Origin of the sequence: Dehalobacter sp. (genome assembly GCA_023667845.1) — a bacterium.
GTDB lineage: Bacteria > Bacillota > Desulfitobacteriia > Desulfitobacteriales > Syntrophobotulaceae > Dehalobacter.
This window is the reverse complement of the sequence record JAMPIU010000053.1, coordinates 102,734-117,860: the sequence shown is the minus strand read 5'-3', so window position 1 is coordinate 117,860 and position 15,127 is coordinate 102,734. Positions and strand designations below refer to the sequence as shown.

The 15,127-nt window shown below is 42.7% G+C and carries 15 protein-coding genes and 1 tRNA gene; 12 read left to right on the top strand and 4 right to left on the bottom strand.

Going from position 1 to position 15,127, the window contains the following annotated elements; all coding sequences use genetic code 11:
• Positions 1 to 219: 219 nt before the first annotated feature.
• Positions 220 to 423: a helix-turn-helix domain-containing protein gene (locus tag NC238_04150; protein ID MCM1565149.1), complete on the bottom strand. Its 204-nt coding sequence runs from the start codon at positions 421 to 423 to the stop codon at positions 220 to 222.
• Between the two features lie 220 nt (positions 424 to 643).
• Between NC238_04150 and NC238_04145 the strand changes: the two genes are divergently transcribed.
• Positions 644 to 1,012 (top strand): helix-turn-helix domain-containing protein, encoded by a 369-nt coding sequence (locus tag NC238_04145; GenBank protein ID MCM1565148.1) that lies wholly within the window; start codon positions 644 to 646, stop codon positions 1,010 to 1,012.
• Between the two features lie 283 nt (positions 1,013 to 1,295).
• Positions 1,296 to 1,937: a hypothetical protein gene (locus NC238_04140; protein MCM1565147.1), complete on the top strand. Its 642-nt coding sequence runs from the start codon at positions 1,296 to 1,298 to the stop codon at positions 1,935 to 1,937.
• A gap of 138 nt (positions 1,938 to 2,075) precedes the next feature.
• Here the strand turns inward: NC238_04140 and NC238_04135 are convergent, their stop codons facing one another.
• Both NC238_04135 and NC238_04130 read right to left on the bottom strand, forming a co-directional pair.
• A complete protein-coding gene (locus NC238_04135) occupies positions 2,076 to 3,338 on the bottom strand; it encodes an ammonium transporter (GenBank protein MCM1565146.1) in 1,263 nt (420 codons plus the stop codon).
• Positions 3,339 to 3,640: 302 nt separating this feature from the next.
• Positions 3,641 to 4,888 (bottom strand): CapA family protein, encoded by a 1,248-nt coding sequence (locus NC238_04130; GenBank protein ID MCM1565145.1) that lies wholly within the window; start codon positions 4,886 to 4,888, stop codon positions 3,641 to 3,643.
• A 116-nt stretch (positions 4,889 to 5,004) separates the two neighbouring features.
• On the opposite strand from NC238_04130, the gene NC238_04125 reads away from it, so the two are divergent.
• From NC238_04125 to NC238_04115, 3 genes are read left to right on the top strand one after another with little or no spacing between them, the layout of a single operon-like run.
• On the top strand, positions 5,005 to 5,685 hold the full coding sequence (locus NC238_04125) for a polyphosphate polymerase domain-containing protein (GenBank protein ID MCM1565144.1): 681 nt from the start codon (positions 5,005 to 5,007) through the stop codon (positions 5,683 to 5,685).
• 57 nt (positions 5,686 to 5,742) lie between these two features.
• Positions 5,743 to 6,459, top strand: coding sequence for a DUF4956 domain-containing protein (locus NC238_04120; protein ID MCM1565143.1), 717 nt, complete (start codon positions 5,743 to 5,745; stop codon positions 6,457 to 6,459).
• Positions 6,460 to 6,514: 55 nt separating this feature from the next.
• Entirely contained in the window at positions 6,515 to 8,257 is a 1,743-nt protein-coding gene (locus NC238_04115; protein ID MCM1565142.1) for a CotH kinase family protein, read from the top strand.
• Positions 8,258 to 8,448: 191 nt separating this feature from the next.
• On the opposite strand, the gene NC238_04110 is transcribed toward NC238_04115, so the two are convergent.
• Entirely contained in the window at positions 8,449 to 9,111 is a 663-nt protein-coding gene (locus tag NC238_04110; GenBank protein MCM1565141.1) for a hypothetical protein, read from the bottom strand.
• 214 nt (positions 9,112 to 9,325) lie between these two features.
• Between NC238_04110 and NC238_04105 the strand changes: the two genes are divergently transcribed.
• The 7 genes from NC238_04105 to NC238_04075 all read left to right on the top strand — a co-directional run bounded on the left by NC238_04105 (position 9,326) and on the right by NC238_04075 (position 15,119).
• Positions 9,326 to 10,114 carry an efflux RND transporter periplasmic adaptor subunit gene (locus NC238_04105; GenBank protein MCM1565140.1) on the top strand — a complete coding sequence of 263 codons (789 nt, stop codon included), beginning with the start codon at positions 9,326 to 9,328 and terminating at the stop codon, positions 10,112 to 10,114.
• Positions 10,107 to 11,021: an ABC transporter ATP-binding protein gene (locus NC238_04100; protein ID MCM1565139.1), complete on the top strand. Its 915-nt coding sequence runs from the start codon at positions 10,107 to 10,109 to the stop codon at positions 11,019 to 11,021. Before NC238_04105 ends, NC238_04100 begins: the two co-directional genes overlap by 8 nt.
• Positions 11,022 to 11,945 (top strand): ABC transporter ATP-binding protein, encoded by a 924-nt coding sequence (locus NC238_04095; GenBank protein ID MCM1565138.1) that lies wholly within the window; start codon positions 11,022 to 11,024, stop codon positions 11,943 to 11,945.
• Between the two features lie 15 nt (positions 11,946 to 11,960).
• Entirely contained in the window at positions 11,961 to 13,076 is a 1,116-nt protein-coding gene (locus NC238_04090) for an ABC transporter permease (protein ID MCM1565137.1), read from the top strand.
• Between the two features lie 64 nt (positions 13,077 to 13,140).
• The gene (locus NC238_04085) at positions 13,141 to 13,785 is read left to right on the top strand and encodes a TetR/AcrR family transcriptional regulator (protein ID MCM1565136.1); all 645 of its coding nucleotides are present in this window, start codon (positions 13,141 to 13,143) and stop codon (positions 13,783 to 13,785) included.
• 111 nt (positions 13,786 to 13,896) lie between these two features.
• A tRNA-Ser gene (locus tag NC238_04080) sits at positions 13,897 to 13,990 on the top strand.
• A 145-nt stretch (positions 13,991 to 14,135) separates the two neighbouring features.
• Positions 14,136 to 15,119, top strand: a complete 984-nt coding sequence (locus NC238_04075) for a tyrosine-type recombinase/integrase (GenBank protein ID MCM1565135.1) — start codon at positions 14,136 to 14,138, stop codon at positions 15,117 to 15,119.
• Positions 15,120 to 15,127 lie beyond the last annotated feature (8 nt).

Sequence of the window (15,127 nt, the reverse complement as noted above, 5' to 3'; positions counted from 1 at the left end):
TTACCTAAAGAACTCAGGTAAATTAAAGATTTCCACTTGTCGTTTTTATTCTCTAAACAGATTATCGGAAAAACGACAATTATTTATATTAGCATTTTTGTTTAAATATTTCAAGGATTTTTTTTGAAATATTCTTGTATGCATTTGTCAAAAAAATAAAAGGACTTCATTCCATAGAAAAATCCTTTTCATTTGAAAAATACTAATATTATTCTGTTCCTAATATTCCTGATCGCCGAGGAGCGTCGACAGACGAACTCCAAGGGCTTGAGTAAGATGGAAAAGTGTTTTAATAGATGGATTTGTTTTATCTCTTTCGATTTCACATAGATAAGAAACGGAAATACCGGCAATCTCAGCCAGTTCCTTTTGTTTTAAATGCTTTTTCTTCCGGATTTCCCGGATTTTTGAACCAAGGGACATAACACCACCTCTTTCTAATAATTACGCATATAGCGTAATTATGCAACAGTTAAATTTAGCCGTCTGCCAAAAATAGGTTCCAATCCCAAGAAAATATAGGATATTCTTCCACATTGCACATATTTACGTCAAAAATGTATAGCAATTCAGTAGACCTGGCGTTTTTCAACGATTATACTAGTATTAATTCGCTATTATCGAAAATTTGGGGGAAATTGCGTTGACTGTCGGTGATCGGATTAAAGAGCAAAGAAAAGAAAAGAAGCTTACACTTCGTAAGCTTTCTGAAAGAAGCGGTATTTCCATCTCTTATTTGAGTGATATTGAACAAAACAGAAGAAGGCCTTCTTTGGACCGGTTGACAGATATTGCCCTGGGTCTAGGTGTATCGATATCCTACCTTTTAGGGGAACAAACGATGGATGCGGGTTCAGAGCCTGAGATTTATTCGCTGGCGGATAAAAGCGTCCATTTTAGGGAAGTTTTAGAGAAATTAGAAGACTTTGATTTCTGGGAAGAAAAAGATCAGGAAGAACTGCTGACGTATCTGCAAATAAAAAAGAAGATCAGGGATTCCGACCTCTCCTGAGCCGCAGACCAGCCTTTAAACGGATATGAGGCGTTCTAAAGACGCCTTTAATCAAAAAATAACCGCATATATAATGGTATTTGAGGAAATTAATGGTCCTCTTTTTTGCGTTTTTTGGTTTGATGTGGTAAAATCGGTTGAAGTAAAAAAATGTAGAATTTTGTCACTTGAGATACAAGATAAAAATTATGGGAGGATCTCAAGTATAGGATAATTATATTCTGACAAAATAACAAAAGATGATGGCGATAAGCTGTCAAAAAGTCCTTAAGGAGGAGAGACCGTGTTTCAACAGAAAAGGATTGGCCGTTTCCTGGCTATGTTCCTGGTAGCATTTACGATTGCTGCACAGGCGATGTTTGTCGGGACAGCCGCCTTTGCCGAAGACAGGGAAAAAGTAAGCGAAGAAGAATGTAACGTCGTTAGTGCAAAAGAAGATCAAACATACAGACAAGAGAATTTAGCACGAATTGCCAGAGACTATCAGGTCGACCCCGAATATCTAGCGTATATTGCGAGCGTTGAAGAGACCTTTCAGCTGGAACCTTATGAACTGTTTGCCTTAATTGCCCAAGAATCAAAATATGTACCTGCCACCAATATGGATGGAGGATCCTTATCCTACAATACGACCCAAATGAAATTGGCTACAGCTAAAACGGCCTACATGGCCATCACCGAATATTATCATAAAGAGATCCCTTATCCCAACGGGGAACTCCTGTCAGCAGACAAATATTATGCAACCTACTTAGCCGGTGGATATCTGAAGTATTTAGAGGATGTCTATATGAATAAATATGAATCGTACACGGCATATCGATTGGGGATCAACGGGAGGTTGACCTTTTACGAGAATAATGGGCATTACAAATCGGCTTATGCAGTTCAAGTCAAATCTTTAAGTCGTTCTTTTGCCCAATAATTGTTACATTCAAAAATTTTAAGTATACTTTTTCCTGGCAAAACCTAAAAAGGATTTTCACCGTGATCACGGTGAAAATCCTTTTTTAGTGGTTCAGATAGAAGAAGTTCTATCTGATATATCTTGTACAGTCATTTATTAATTGACCATATTCCAGGCAGAATCGGAAGTCATCCCTTCAATGTCCGGATAGGCGCTTTCGCCATGCTGGCTGATATCAAGGCCTGTTTCCTGTTCTTCAGTTGTCGCTGCAAGAGGAGTAATGAGACTGATGACTTTAAGGATCAAGAAGGTCATCACGCCGCAATAAGCGTAAGTTGCGAGGATGGCCAAAAGTTGTATCCCTGCTTGGGAAAAGGACCCGGAATAGAAAAGTCCATCCACACCATTGGGATTCAGGGCTGTGGTGCAGAAAATTCCGGCAGCTAGGGTTCCCCAGGTCCCGCCGATACCGTGAATGCCAAAAGCATCAAGTGCATCATCGTAACCCAGTTTAACTTTCAGCCAAGCGACTGCAAAGTAGCACAAACCTGAAGAAACCAGTCCGATCAAGACAGCGGCAAGCGGGGTTACGAAAGCGCAGGCAGGTGTAATGGCACCGAGCCCGGCAACCATGCCCGAGACAGCACCGAGTACAGTTGGTTTACCATGAAGCAGTTTTTCAATAATTATCCACCCCAGCAGACCGGCACAGGCAGACAGGTGTGTAGTGGCAGAGGCAAGTACAGCAATACCGTCTGCAGCAAGTTCACTGCCACCATTAAACCCGAACCAGCCGAACCACAGGAGACCTCCGCCAAGGACCACATAAGGAATGTTATGCGGGATAGCTTGCTCTGAATCTTTATGATAGCGTTTGCCAATATATAAAGCCGCAATCAAGCCCGAAAAACCCGAACTAATATGAACGACAATCCCTCCAGCAAAATCCAAGACGCCCAGATTAGCCAGCCATCCTCCGCCCCATACCCAATGAGCAAGGGGCACATAAACCAAAAGACTCCACAGGGATATTAAAAGGATATAGGCAGGAAAGCGCAGCCTTTCCGCTGTAGCACCGGTCATAATGGCCGGGGTGATAATCGCAAACATCTTCTGATAGAGCATAAACAATAGATGGGGAATCGTCGCACCCTCCCCTTTGGGATCCAGGCCGACACCCCTCAAACCCGCATAATCCAATCCACCGATCAAATGCCCGATATCCGGCCCAAAAGCCAGGGTATAACCAATGACAATCCAGAGAATCGAGATAATTCCGATTGCAGCGATGCTTTGCATCATGATGGACAGGACATGGCGTCTTTTTACCAGCCCTCCATAGAAAAAAGCGAGTCCGGGTATCATTAAGAAAACTAGAGCGGTGCTGAAAAGCATAAAGGCAATATCGCCATAATTCATTTACAATCTCTCCTTTTTATCTTTGTCATCCTTGCCAGCAGCTCCTTGCCATTTATGGCACCGCCACATTCGTCCAGTCGGATAATTTTGTCATCATTCGACACCGTGAAGGCTATTTGAACGCCTCCGCGCTTCCTGTGCCGTCGTCCGTAGACATCAAAAAAAGAAGCCTCAAAAAAAGACTGCTTGCAGGCTGTCTTCTTTTATGGCTTCTTTGCCTAAGAAAAATATAATGAACATTCAGCAGACTGTAAAGAGATAACAATGATAAATAATGTATACAGAGAGATATACTGTATACATTATTCGTTGGCGAAGCGAATCTTATTTCCAGAAGGGATAGTTTGCTTAATTTGAGATACATAGGCGAGCATTTCCGCATAATCTGCGCTGTTCAGCAGCGGGTCCTGCCTTGACTGATAATCGGCCAGGGCCTTTGTCACATTTAAGACGCGATATGTCTTAGGACCGGCTCCCGGAGTTTCATCAACCCAGGTCGGATAGTACGCAACATGCGTAATAACTGGTTTTTTAGCAGAACGGATATCCAGAAAGATATCAACCATAATACCCATATTCGCCGTATCTGTTTTCTGATCAGAGATAAAATTTCCCTGGGCATAGATCACCAATCCTTCTTTTTCTTTGCCAGTGGTCTTGCTTTTTACTTGGAGGAAGGTGATCGGTTGGACAGCATGGACATGATTGCCCGCAATGATGTCAACCTCCGTATTTTCAAAAATCCAGGTGGCCAGACTGACCTGTTCAGTGGACGGTTTTGTGGCATACTCCGTTCCCCAGTGCAAAGAAGCGATAATTAAATCTGCTCCCAGGGTTCGTGCCATCTTAGCATCGGTAAGAATTTTTTCCCGGTCCAGATAATTCACGGCAAAAGCTTTACCTTCAGGCAGGGTAACCCCATTGGTGCCATAGGTATAGCTTAAGAAAGCGATACGCAGGCCGGAAATTTCCTGGATCAAAATTTCCTGACTGTCTTCGGCGGTCTGATAAGTTCCGGTGTGTTTCAGACCATATTGATCCAGAAAATTAATCGTCTGGCTTAAGCCCGAAAAATTCCGATCTAAAGAGTGATTATTGGCGCTAGAGACAACATCCACACCAAGTGTATTCCGGACAGCATCAGCCATTTGTTCCGGAGTATTAAAAGAAGGATAACCGCTGTAAGTCATCTCCTTGCCGGCCAAGGTCGTTTCAAGATTGGCGATTGTTAGGTCCGCGAGCCTTGTATCTTTTCCGATTTCTTCAAAAGAAGGGTTGAAATCATAGCCTCCGCTTGTCTGGGCGGCTTCGTACTGTGTTGGGTGGCACATGATATCCCCAAGCAGCGTAAGTTTCATTTGCGTAGATTCAGCAGCCTCAGGTTCAGAAGCAGCAGTCTCTGACGAATCGCTTTCAGAAGTAGCACTTTCGGCGGCAGGCATCAATTCTGTGGATTCAGAAGCCAGCGGCGTCTTGGTTTTTTCCCAAACGGTAAGACTAAGAAGTAAGACCACCGCTGCAAATACAGGAAGCCAACGTTTTCTTAACATAACCATCACCTAAATTCTTCACAAATTTGTTAACCAGCGTTCACATTAATGACACATAGAGTGGATAAAATAGCATCATCAAAAGATCACTGGAATAATACGACAGGGGTGATCAAGTGAGCAAATATCGGCAGGAAATTAAAATGAGCATCAATAACTTCGACAGAGTAGTACTGGTCAACCGTTTGAATAGGGTGCTTCCTAAGGACAAACATACCGGGTCGGAAGGATTTTATACCGTTAGAAGTCTCTACTTTGATGATATTAATGATACGGCATTATTGGAGAAGTTGATAGGGGTTAAATATCGGGAAAAATTCAGAATTAGAACATATGATCATTCCACCGCAATCATCCGGCTTGAGAAGAAGGTCAAGAACGATGGGTCAGGCTTTAAAGAGAGTGCGATTTTGACCGAAGAGGGATGTCAAGACTTAATCAACGGTGACTATCAATTTTTACGAAATCGTCCGGAAGCTGTATGCCGGCACCTTTATACAAAAATGAGAACCGGTCTGTTTAAGCCGAAAACAATTGTAGAGTACCGGCGTCAGGCCTATATATGGGAGCCGGGTAGAGTAAGAATCACAATTGACAGTGATGTAAAAACCGGATTCGCCGCGACCAGCTTTTTAGATTTCACCACCCCGCTGGCCAATGCTTTAGCGAGCAATACGGCAATTCTGGAAATCAAATATGACTGTTACCTGCCTAGCCATATTGCGAACCTGATTCAATTGGACAGCAGACAGAAGGCAGCGATCTCAAAGTATGTTATATGTCGAAAATACGGATAAAAGCTCCATAATGGATTTAATCACTGAATAAATTAGAATACATTGGAGGATGGTATCATGGATGCAACAACCAGTGCGGTTACTACAGATCAAACATTTACCTTTGCAGATATTTTTAAAAACAGTTTTCTCGAAAACGCAGTCACAAATTTTTCTATTGTTGATGTGGCGATTACGTTGCTAATTTCTTTTCTACTCGGACTGTTTATCTATGCGGTGTATAAGAAGACGTTCAATGGGGTCATGTATTCCAGGAACTTTAATGTTTCTCTAGTAGGTATGGCGATGATTACCACACTCATTATCATGGGTGTCACATCTAACATCGTTCTTTCTCTCGGTATGGTCGGAGCTTTAAGTATCGTACGTTTCAGATCAGCGATCAAAGACCCAATGGACATCATCTTTATCTTCTGGGCTATCGCAGCGGGAATCGTCAGTGGTGCCGGGCAGTATCTGCTTGCCATTAGCGGGTCGATTGTCATCGGAATCATGCTGATCATTTTTACAAGTAAAACAACCAATGAAATTCCCTATATGGTGGTTGTAAACTGCAGTAATAGCGAGGCAGAAAAAATGCTGCTAACAAAGCTGGTGGAGCATGTCAAAAGAATGAAAATTAAATCAAAAGCGGTTCGCGGCGGACAGGGAATCGAACTTACCATTGAAGTGCGATTAAGAGTTGACAATACGGATTTTGTTAATGCCTTGGCAGCTATAGAAGGTGTAAATGATGTCGTCCTGGTAAGTTATAACGGAGAGCTTGCAGTATAATCATCCTCCCTTAAGCAGCATTACATCCGACACCTGAAAAAAGAGGGATTAAAACATGGACAAAAAATTTACAGGGGTGGTTGCGGCCCTGCTTACAGTATGCACCTTAACGACCGCCTATGCGGCACTGTCTTACAAGCAGGGAGATAGTGCCAATGTCCGTTTGAACACTGAAAAAACAGGAAAAGGCAGCTCCTCTGCAGAGTCTGTTTATTCCGCTTATACGGAACGTTTCTTCGATCCGGACAAAGTCATTGAAATTCGCATTTCAATCCCTGAGGCGGATTATCAGGACATGCTGCAAAATCCTGCAGAGGAAGAATATAAAGAGGCTCAGGTTGTGATCAATGGCGTTAAGACAAAAAATGTCGGAATCCGTACCAAAGGCAATTCCAGTCTTAATTCAGTCCTGAGAAGCAATTCCGACCGCTATAGCCTCAAAATTGATTTTGATCATTATATTGAAGGGCAAAGCCTCTCGGGACTGACCAAACTGAATTTGAATAATGGCTGGGGTGATGCGTCCTGCATGCGGGAATATCTATCCTACTCACTGCTGAAAGAGATGGACGTTCCTGTTCCTGCTTATTGCTACGCGAACCTTTATATCAATGATCATCCAGCAGGTTTGTATCTGGCAGTTGAGGGCGTTGAAGAAGCATATGCGGAAAGGTACTTTGGCCAGGACCATGGGACACTCTATAAACCGTATGGCGATCGGGGTGAAGGAAACGATCTGGTTTACAGTGATGACAATATTGAATCCTACAGCGGCCTGCAAGCTGTGACCGCCTTGAAAGAAGGCAGCAATGAGGCTTTAGTCAAGATGATCAAAGCACTGGATGAAGGCGGGAATTTAGAAACGTACCTAAATATTGACGAGATCCTGCGATATTTTGCAGTTAACACCATACTAGTCAATATGGACAGCTATCAGGGACAGTTTACCCACAATTATTATTTATATGAGGAGGACGGTGTATTCAGTTTCCTCCCCTGGGATTATAATTTGTCCTTTGGTGGATTTGGCGGAGGTACTGCGCTGTCGATTGATCAGCCGGTTTCCGGAACGACATTAGACCAGCGCCCACTGCTGGGCAAACTACTCGAAGTACAGGCGTATAAGGATGTCTATCACCAATACATGAAAGCATTTATCCAAGGGCCTTTTGCTTTGGAGAAAATGACGGCTAAAATCGAGAAAACCGCTGATCTGATTAGACCTTATGTCACAAGTGACCCAACAAAGTTCTATACGCTGGAACAATTTGAACAAGCAATCGGCGAAGGCTCTTCTCAGGAACCTATAACAGACAGTAAGACCACATCCCGAGGCGGCTTTGGGGCTGGAAAGAATATGCCGGGAAGCGGAAATTTGATAGGACTGGCTACATTTATTCGTGACCGGATTGATAATGTCTCCAAACAGCTAAGCGGGGAACTGCCTTCATCGGGAACAACAGAGGATGCGGCCGGTGAAAATGCAGGTGGGCTACAGCCGCCGCCGACAAGACAGGGACAACAGGCGCAATGGGGACAACGGGCAGAGCAAGGGCTGCAGGGAATACATCCTGATATAAGACAAGATCAGTCAGGCATGCAGCCACCGGGAAATATGCCAGAAGGAATGGATTATAAGCAAAAGATGCCGGGCATGAATTGGCAGGAAGCGCCCGGTCAGGATCCTAATAATAGATGGATAAACCGTCGAGAAGATTATCTTATTGGCGGTGCGGCATTCGTGCTTATGATTTTAAGTCTGGCTATCCTGAAAAAAAGAAACAAACATTCGATCTAAATATAAAGAGGGTTTGCTGTTTGAACATTGATTCAGAGCAAACCCTCTTTATTTAGTATCATGCCTATCCTAAATCTACATATTCCTGCTGGTAAAATTTCAGTATACGGCGTATACGGCGTTGTCTTGCAGCTCCTTGCCATACAGAGTTTTCCTCGGTGGTTTACATGAATTAGAGGGTTGACAAGGCACTAGTGCTGGACATCGTATTCTTTAAGCTGCGAGACTACTTTTTCGTTTTCCGGCATCACATACTCAGATTTGATTAGACCGACGTCTTTCTTATAGTAATATAAGCTGTAATTTCTGCTTTCAGGATACGTGATTTTTACAGTCAGGCAATTTTCAAAAATACCAGCTGGTACTTCTACCGTGGCGGACGTGTCAATGATCTCATATGAATTTCCTTCACTGGTCCACGAATTGCCTGCGGTAAGCGGTGATTGCAGAAGGATAGCCTTAATATTTGATGGTTGATCCAAAATATTTTTATCTTCATAGAACTCAGACTGTCTGAAGGTATTAACGATACGGTCTGCTGCAACTTCATACCTGTTAGTGGTAACAGTACCGCCATTGTCAATTATGACCTGGTATTGATTACGCTGCTGGTATGTAACCTTTTCTGTATACGAAGCATATTCGTTTCCAATTCCTTCATAGAGCCAATAATTGCCGACGCTCAACGGAATGTATGCGGCAATATTTTCAGTCTGTCTGTCGGTGGGAGAAGGGGACGATTTAGGTTCGGCAGGAGAACATCCGCTAAAAAACAAGAAAACCAAAACGATCATGCTCCAAAGAATGTTCTTTTTCTTTAATATATGTTCGATAGGTTTAGGAACAATTTTCATTGGATCAACCTCCTTGGCACTTTAATAAATGATACAATATTATTATCAGTATACCAAAAATCTTGCAAAAATATGTTGCTGTGCTACAATGTCACTATAGTCATAAATTCGTGACTTTAGTATAAAATAGTATAGATAAACTGCATCACATCCTGTATGATATTGCTGAAACGGCAGAGAAAAAGAAAAGCATATTTGAAAAGGGGAAGCGAAAATGGCGAAAAAAAAGAAAATTGTGGCAGCCATTATTGCTGCAGTTGTATTGCTTTCAGGCTACCTGGGGTGGGAGTATTTTTATGCTTCCAATGACAGGATGGTTGAGGCATCCGGGACGATTGAAGCTACCACCGTGGACTTGCGTGTAATGATCGCCGGCAAGGTTCAGAATTTTCAGGGGAAATCCGGGGACAAGGTCAAAAAAGCGGATATCATTGCCGAGATACAGCGTAATGATCTGACAGCGCAGCTGGAAAGAGACAAACTGAATGTTGCAATTGCACAAAACAATCTGGATGCTTTGCCGTCGGGAAGCAGTGACCATATCATTATAACTGCCGAAGATCAGGTAAAGATGATGCAAACTGTTGTCAAAGTAACGGAAGCCCAGTTGGCTGATCTGCAGATAAAATCCCCGATTGACGGGACCATTCAAACCCAAAATTATGAAATTGGTGAATATGTCACGGCCGGATCGACGTTGGCCACGGTTGTTAATCTGGACCAGGTCTGGATTAACGTATATATACCGACAGATGACCTGCCTTTTATAGAATTAGGAGGGAGAGCGGATTTCACGATCAGTGGTCTAGACAGGGTATTTACAGGCACGATTGCAGAAATTGCCAGCCAGGGAGAATTTACCCCCAAAACGATTCAAACCAAAAGAGAAAGGGCCAATATTGTCTACAAAGTCAAAATTGCAGTGGACAATTCCGAAGGATTATTGAAACCGGGCATGCCGGCAGATGTTATGATCAAGAAGGTAGAGACGGCCGATGATTAAGGTAAATCAGCTGTCTAAAAAATTTGGATCTTTGCTGGCCGTTAACGATGTGAATCTGAACGTCAACACGGGAGAAATTTTTGGTTTAATTGGTCCGGACGGAGCAGGCAAAACGACGCTCATCCGGCTTATCTGCGGACTGCTGACCCCGGATGCCGGTGAAGTGAGGGTTTTGGGCACCACGGATAGAGAACGGGAAAAAGGAAAAGACGCCGATGCCAGAAATTTTGGTTATATGCCTCAGCGTTTCAGCCTCTATGGCGACCTTACGGTTATGGAGAACTTACTTTTTTTCGGATCGATGTATAGCCTTAAAAAAGAAGTCATTATCCAGCGTTCGGAAGAGATTCTGGAAATTACCAATCTCGTTGCGTTTAAAAAAAGATTTGCGGATCAACTTTCCGGCGGAATGAAGCAAAAACTGGCACTGACCTGCGCGCTTGTCACCAGGCCGGAACTGTTGATTCTCGATGAACCGACCTATGGTGTCGATCCGGAGTTCCGTAAAGAGTTTTGGAAGATTTTATATCAGTTGAACCAGGAAGGAATGACCATTCTGGTGTCTACCCCATATATGGATGAAGCGGAACTTTGTACCCGAGTAGCGTTCATGAATGAGGGAAGCGTTCATGCGCTGGATACGCCGGTGGGCCTGAAGGGAAAATTTCCTTATCAGGTCTGGGAGGTTATGGCCGATACAAAAGAACCCTGGTTGTTTGGGGAAGCAGATGGAATTCTGGATTATTCCCTGTTTGGAGATAAGTACCGTTTGATCATAGACAAGAACGCCGAAGCGGAAGCCTTAATCAAACAGACCCTTACGGCGAAGGGCTGTACTCTCGGCAGGCTGCAAAAAACAGCTCCATCCATTGAAGATGTTTTTGTCATCATGGCAGGAGGTAAATAGATGGAAAATGTGATTATTACCGAAGGCCTGACAAAAAAATTTGGTGACTTTACCGCGGTTGACAACGTCTCGCTTCAGGTCAGAAGAGGGGAGATTTTTGGGTTTCTAGGTCCGAATGGCGCAGGCAAATCGACGACAATCCGGATGCTCTGCGGCATTTTGGAACCAACCGGGGGCTCGGCGGCAGTCCTGGGTTATGATCTCCGGAAGGAAGCCGAAAAAATTAAACAAAACATTGGCTACATGTCGCAAAAATTCAGCCTCTATGATGATCTGACAGTGAAAGAAAATTTAAAGTTCTATGCAGGCTTATATGGAATTCCACGCAAAAATTTATCCGGGAGAATGGATGAAATGATTGCGATGGCCGATCTGACAGGAAGGGAAAATGAACTTGCCGGTAACTTAAGCGGGGGCTGGAAGCAGCGGCTTGCCTTGGGATGCGCTATCATTGCCAAACCGCCGCTGCTTTTCCTGGATGAACCGACCAGCGGGGTTAGCCCGACCAGCCGCAGAAGGTTCTTTCAGATCATAAAAAAAATGACAAATGAGGGAACCACGGTCATGGTAACAACCCACTTTATGGATGAAGCAGAACGCTGTCATCGAGCCGCGTTTATCTCCGGCGGGAAAATTATAGCGGTGGATAGTCCGGATCAACTCAAAAAGAAAACAATTCAAGGCTGCATGGTTGAGCTAAATCTCAAGGATGGTATGCAGCGCGTAAAGGAAATTGGAAAAATACCTTATGTTAAGGAATGTACGGTCCACGGAGCACTCCTTCACGTTCTGCTGACAGGAGCAGACGATGTTTCACAGCTGGAGCAGGACTTGGATTGCGAACCTCAAATCATTATGCCCTCCCTGGAAGATGTTTTTGTAACTTTGGCCAAACAGCAAAGAACCTCGGGATACGCCGAATAGAAGAGGAGGATACGAATGGGAAGAATTCAGGCTGTTCTTTATAAGGAATTCCTACATATTCGCAGAGATAGGCTGACGCTGGGACTGGTGTTTATGCTTCCTCTAATTCAGCTGCTTCTTTTTGGTTATGCGATCCAAACGGAAGTCAAACATATTCCAACGGTGGTATTTGATCAGTCCCTAAGCGGGGAGAGTAGAGATTTACTGGAGGCTTTCAGCGCTTCGGGGTATTATGACGTCCTTTATGCGGCCAACAGTTTTCAGGAAGTGAATGATATGATAGACAGCGGCAAGGCAAAGGTCGGAATCGTGTTTCCGCCTGGTTTTGCTAATAATGTGCAAAAGGGCGAATCCGCCTCTGTCCAGGTGATTGTCGATGCGAGCGATAATATGGTTGCGAACCAGGCTATGGCGACAGCTAATTCCATCGGCCTGCTGAAATCACAGGAAATCATTACCCAGAAATTGCATATCGATCTGACCAATCCGCCGTACGACATCCGAGTACGGGCCTGGTATAATCCAGATGGAATCACTGCTTATTATATGGTGCCCGGGATCCTGGGAATTGTTGTGACACTTTCCATGGTGATGATGACATCGATGTCCCTGGTCCGGGAGAGGGAAAAGGGAACGCTCGAGCAGCTTATCGTTACGCCGATCAAGTCGTATGAGCTGATGATCGGAAAAATCATTCCTTATATCTTTCTGGGCTATATTCAGATTACCGTTGCCCTACTGGTCGGGGTCCTGGTGTTTGGAGTACCGATCAAAGGAAGTCTGCTGGAACTATATGGTTTAACATTGTTTTTTATTACTGCATCCCTGGGCCTGGGGATTATGATATCCAATATCGCCAGAAATCAAATGCAGGCCTTCCAGATGTCCTTTTTTATCATGCTTCCGAGTATTATGCTTTCGGGTTTTCTTTTCCCGCGGGACGCCATGCCCAGGATCATTTACTATCTCAGCGATGTGATTCCGCTGACATATTACCTGGACATCATCAGAGGAATTGTTCTGAAAGGAATTGGTTTCTCCTACCTGGTCAGCCAGGTCATTTGCCTGATTTTATTTTCAGTGTTGTTTCTTACGATCAGTATTCTGAAGTTTAAGAAGAAAATTGTCTGATTATTTACCTAAAATTTTAGCTGTACAATTTAAGCATGAAATTAGATTAAAGGGAGTAATTATCGTGAATACCAGGGAAAAAATCATTCTAGCCTGTGAACAGCTAGCCATAAAAAATGCGCTGGGTTTTTCTCGTCTTTCTATGGAAGAGCTGGCTAAAGCGGCCGGAGTAAGCAAAAGGACGATTTATCGTCATTTTGTCAGCAAAGAAGACTTGTTTGAAGCAACGATTGATAAGGTAACGGATGAAATTATTGCCAGGAATTTGAGGCTTTCCGATTCAAAAGATATCAATACGATCATTGTCGGGGCCCTTCAGAATATTTCTTATCTGATCAATCCTCAGTTTTTAGCTGATTTAAGCCATCATTATCCGATGCTCTGGCAAAAAATTGACCAGATCCGTCAGAAAAAGATTGACAGGCTGATCGATCACCTTCTGGTCAGCAGTAAACTGCGTTTACGGGTAGATTCCGGGATTTTTAAGACATCACTGTTAACAGCGATGTCAGAGATTCTCAGTCCTGAGTTTATCCTGAAGAGCGGCATGTCTTTTGAACAGGTCGGATTGGAATTCCTGAATATGTTCATTTTCGGGGCCGTTGAACCGTTAAGCAATACAAAGCAGGAAGCAAGTTTAGCTAATTTGACAGAACTGAAAGTAAATTTGGCTGATGAGCAGAACGGGCAAAAGCTGCAGAAACATTAATATTGAATTAGAGTTGACGTCCGCTGTCCGAGCCAGTATAATAACATTTGCGACTTTGTTAAATCTTTTGCGAAAAACTGATATTAATGAAATAATTACTGTTTCAGACCCGGAGAGATGGCTGAGTTGGTCGAAGGCGCTCGCCTGGAAAGCGGGTACATGGTGATGAACTGTGTCGTGGGTTCGAATCCCACTCTCTCCGCCATAATAAAACCAGTAATATCAATGCTTTGAATAATTTTGAAGCATTGATTTTTTTGTTTTTCTGCTCTTAGCAATGACAAAGAAGCGAGTACACTAAATTCTTACACACCTGACATATTTTTAATTATTTATTTGGAGGTGTAGGGATGAGTATTCAAAGTTCAAATGTCTATCGATGGTCAAAGGAAAGCGATAAAAAAATTAAAAGGGCGGAAAATAAAAAACTGACATATGGTGAGTACTATGAAAGGTTTATTACTTCCAGGAAGGTTCTTGGAGTTTCAGAGGCCACAATAAACTTTTATAAATGGAATCTGAAGGCTTTAAACCTTTACTTAGTTAACAATGGTATTCACTATATTAATAGTATCACGAAGGAAGATATTGATGACTTTATTGTCAACCTTCAGGAAATATATGAAAACAAGATTACAATTCACACCTATCTGAGAGCAACAAGAACATTTTTGAAATATGCGATGGAATCAGAGTATGTACCAAAATTCAACATTCGGCTCATTAAGCTAGAGAGACATATCAAAGAAGTTTATAACGATGACGAAATAATCAAGCTGCTCAAGAAACCTGACTTAAAAAAATGTTCGTTTTCAGAATACCGTGATTGGGTGATGGTTCAATATTTTCTGGAAACTGGAAATAGACTAAATTCGGTGATTAATATTAAAGTGGAGGACGTGGGTTTTCCAGAACACATAGTCAAATTAAGAAAAACAAAAAACAGGAAGCAAATGTTTTCTCCCATTGCAGAATCATTTTCAAAAGTGCTATACGAATATATTGAGACTTGGAAGCTTAATCGTGAAGATTATTTGTTTCCGAACTTTGAACGAAAACAACTTACGAGAAACGCAATACAAAACGCTATATCACGTTACAACAAGAGAAGAGGGGTTGAAAAAACTTCGATTCATGCATTTAGACATACCTTTGCTAAAAATTATATTATAAAGGGTGGTAATGCCTTTAAATTACAGTTATTGTTAGGGCATTCTGGGATGGAGATAACCAGACAATATGTTAACCTTTACGGTAATGATTTGACTAACGATTTTGAAAAGTTTTCAATAATTGACGAGTACAGCCATAAAAGCAGGATAAAACGAAAATAAACTATTTA

Bases quoted from the DNA above. Each gene is read 5' to 3' on its own strand.
- NC238_04120 (MCM1565143.1), top strand. From the start codon at position 5,743: ATGGATGCAACAACCAGTGCGGTTACTACAGATCAAACATTTACCTTT.
- NC238_04115 (MCM1565142.1), top strand. From the start codon at position 6,515: ATGGACAAAAAATTTACAGGGGTGGTTGCGGCCCTGCTTACAGTATGC.
- NC238_04135 (MCM1565146.1), bottom strand. From the start codon at position 3,338: ATGAATTATGGCGATATTGCCTTTATGCTTTTCAGCACCGCTCTAGTT.
- NC238_04095 (MCM1565138.1), top strand. From the start codon at position 11,022: ATGGAAAATGTGATTATTACCGAAGGCCTGACAAAAAAATTTGGTGAC.
- NC238_04075 (MCM1565135.1), top strand. From the start codon at position 14,136: ATGAGTATTCAAAGTTCAAATGTCTATCGATGGTCAAAGGAAAGCGAT.
- NC238_04090 (MCM1565137.1), top strand. From the start codon at position 11,961: ATGGGAAGAATTCAGGCTGTTCTTTATAAGGAATTCCTACATATTCGC.
- NC238_04130 (MCM1565145.1), bottom strand. From the start codon at position 4,888: ATGTTAAGAAAACGTTGGCTTCCTGTATTTGCAGCGGTGGTCTTACTT.
- NC238_04105 (MCM1565140.1), top strand. From the start codon at position 9,326: ATGGCGAAAAAAAAGAAAATTGTGGCAGCCATTATTGCTGCAGTTGTA.
- NC238_04110 (MCM1565141.1), bottom strand. From the start codon at position 9,111: ATGAAAATTGTTCCTAAACCTATCGAACATATATTAAAGAAAAAGAAC.
- NC238_04100 (MCM1565139.1), top strand. From the start codon at position 10,107: ATGATTAAGGTAAATCAGCTGTCTAAAAAATTTGGATCTTTGCTGGCC.
- NC238_04150 (MCM1565149.1), bottom strand. From the start codon at position 423: ATGTCCCTTGGTTCAAAAATCCGGGAAATCCGGAAGAAAAAGCATTTA.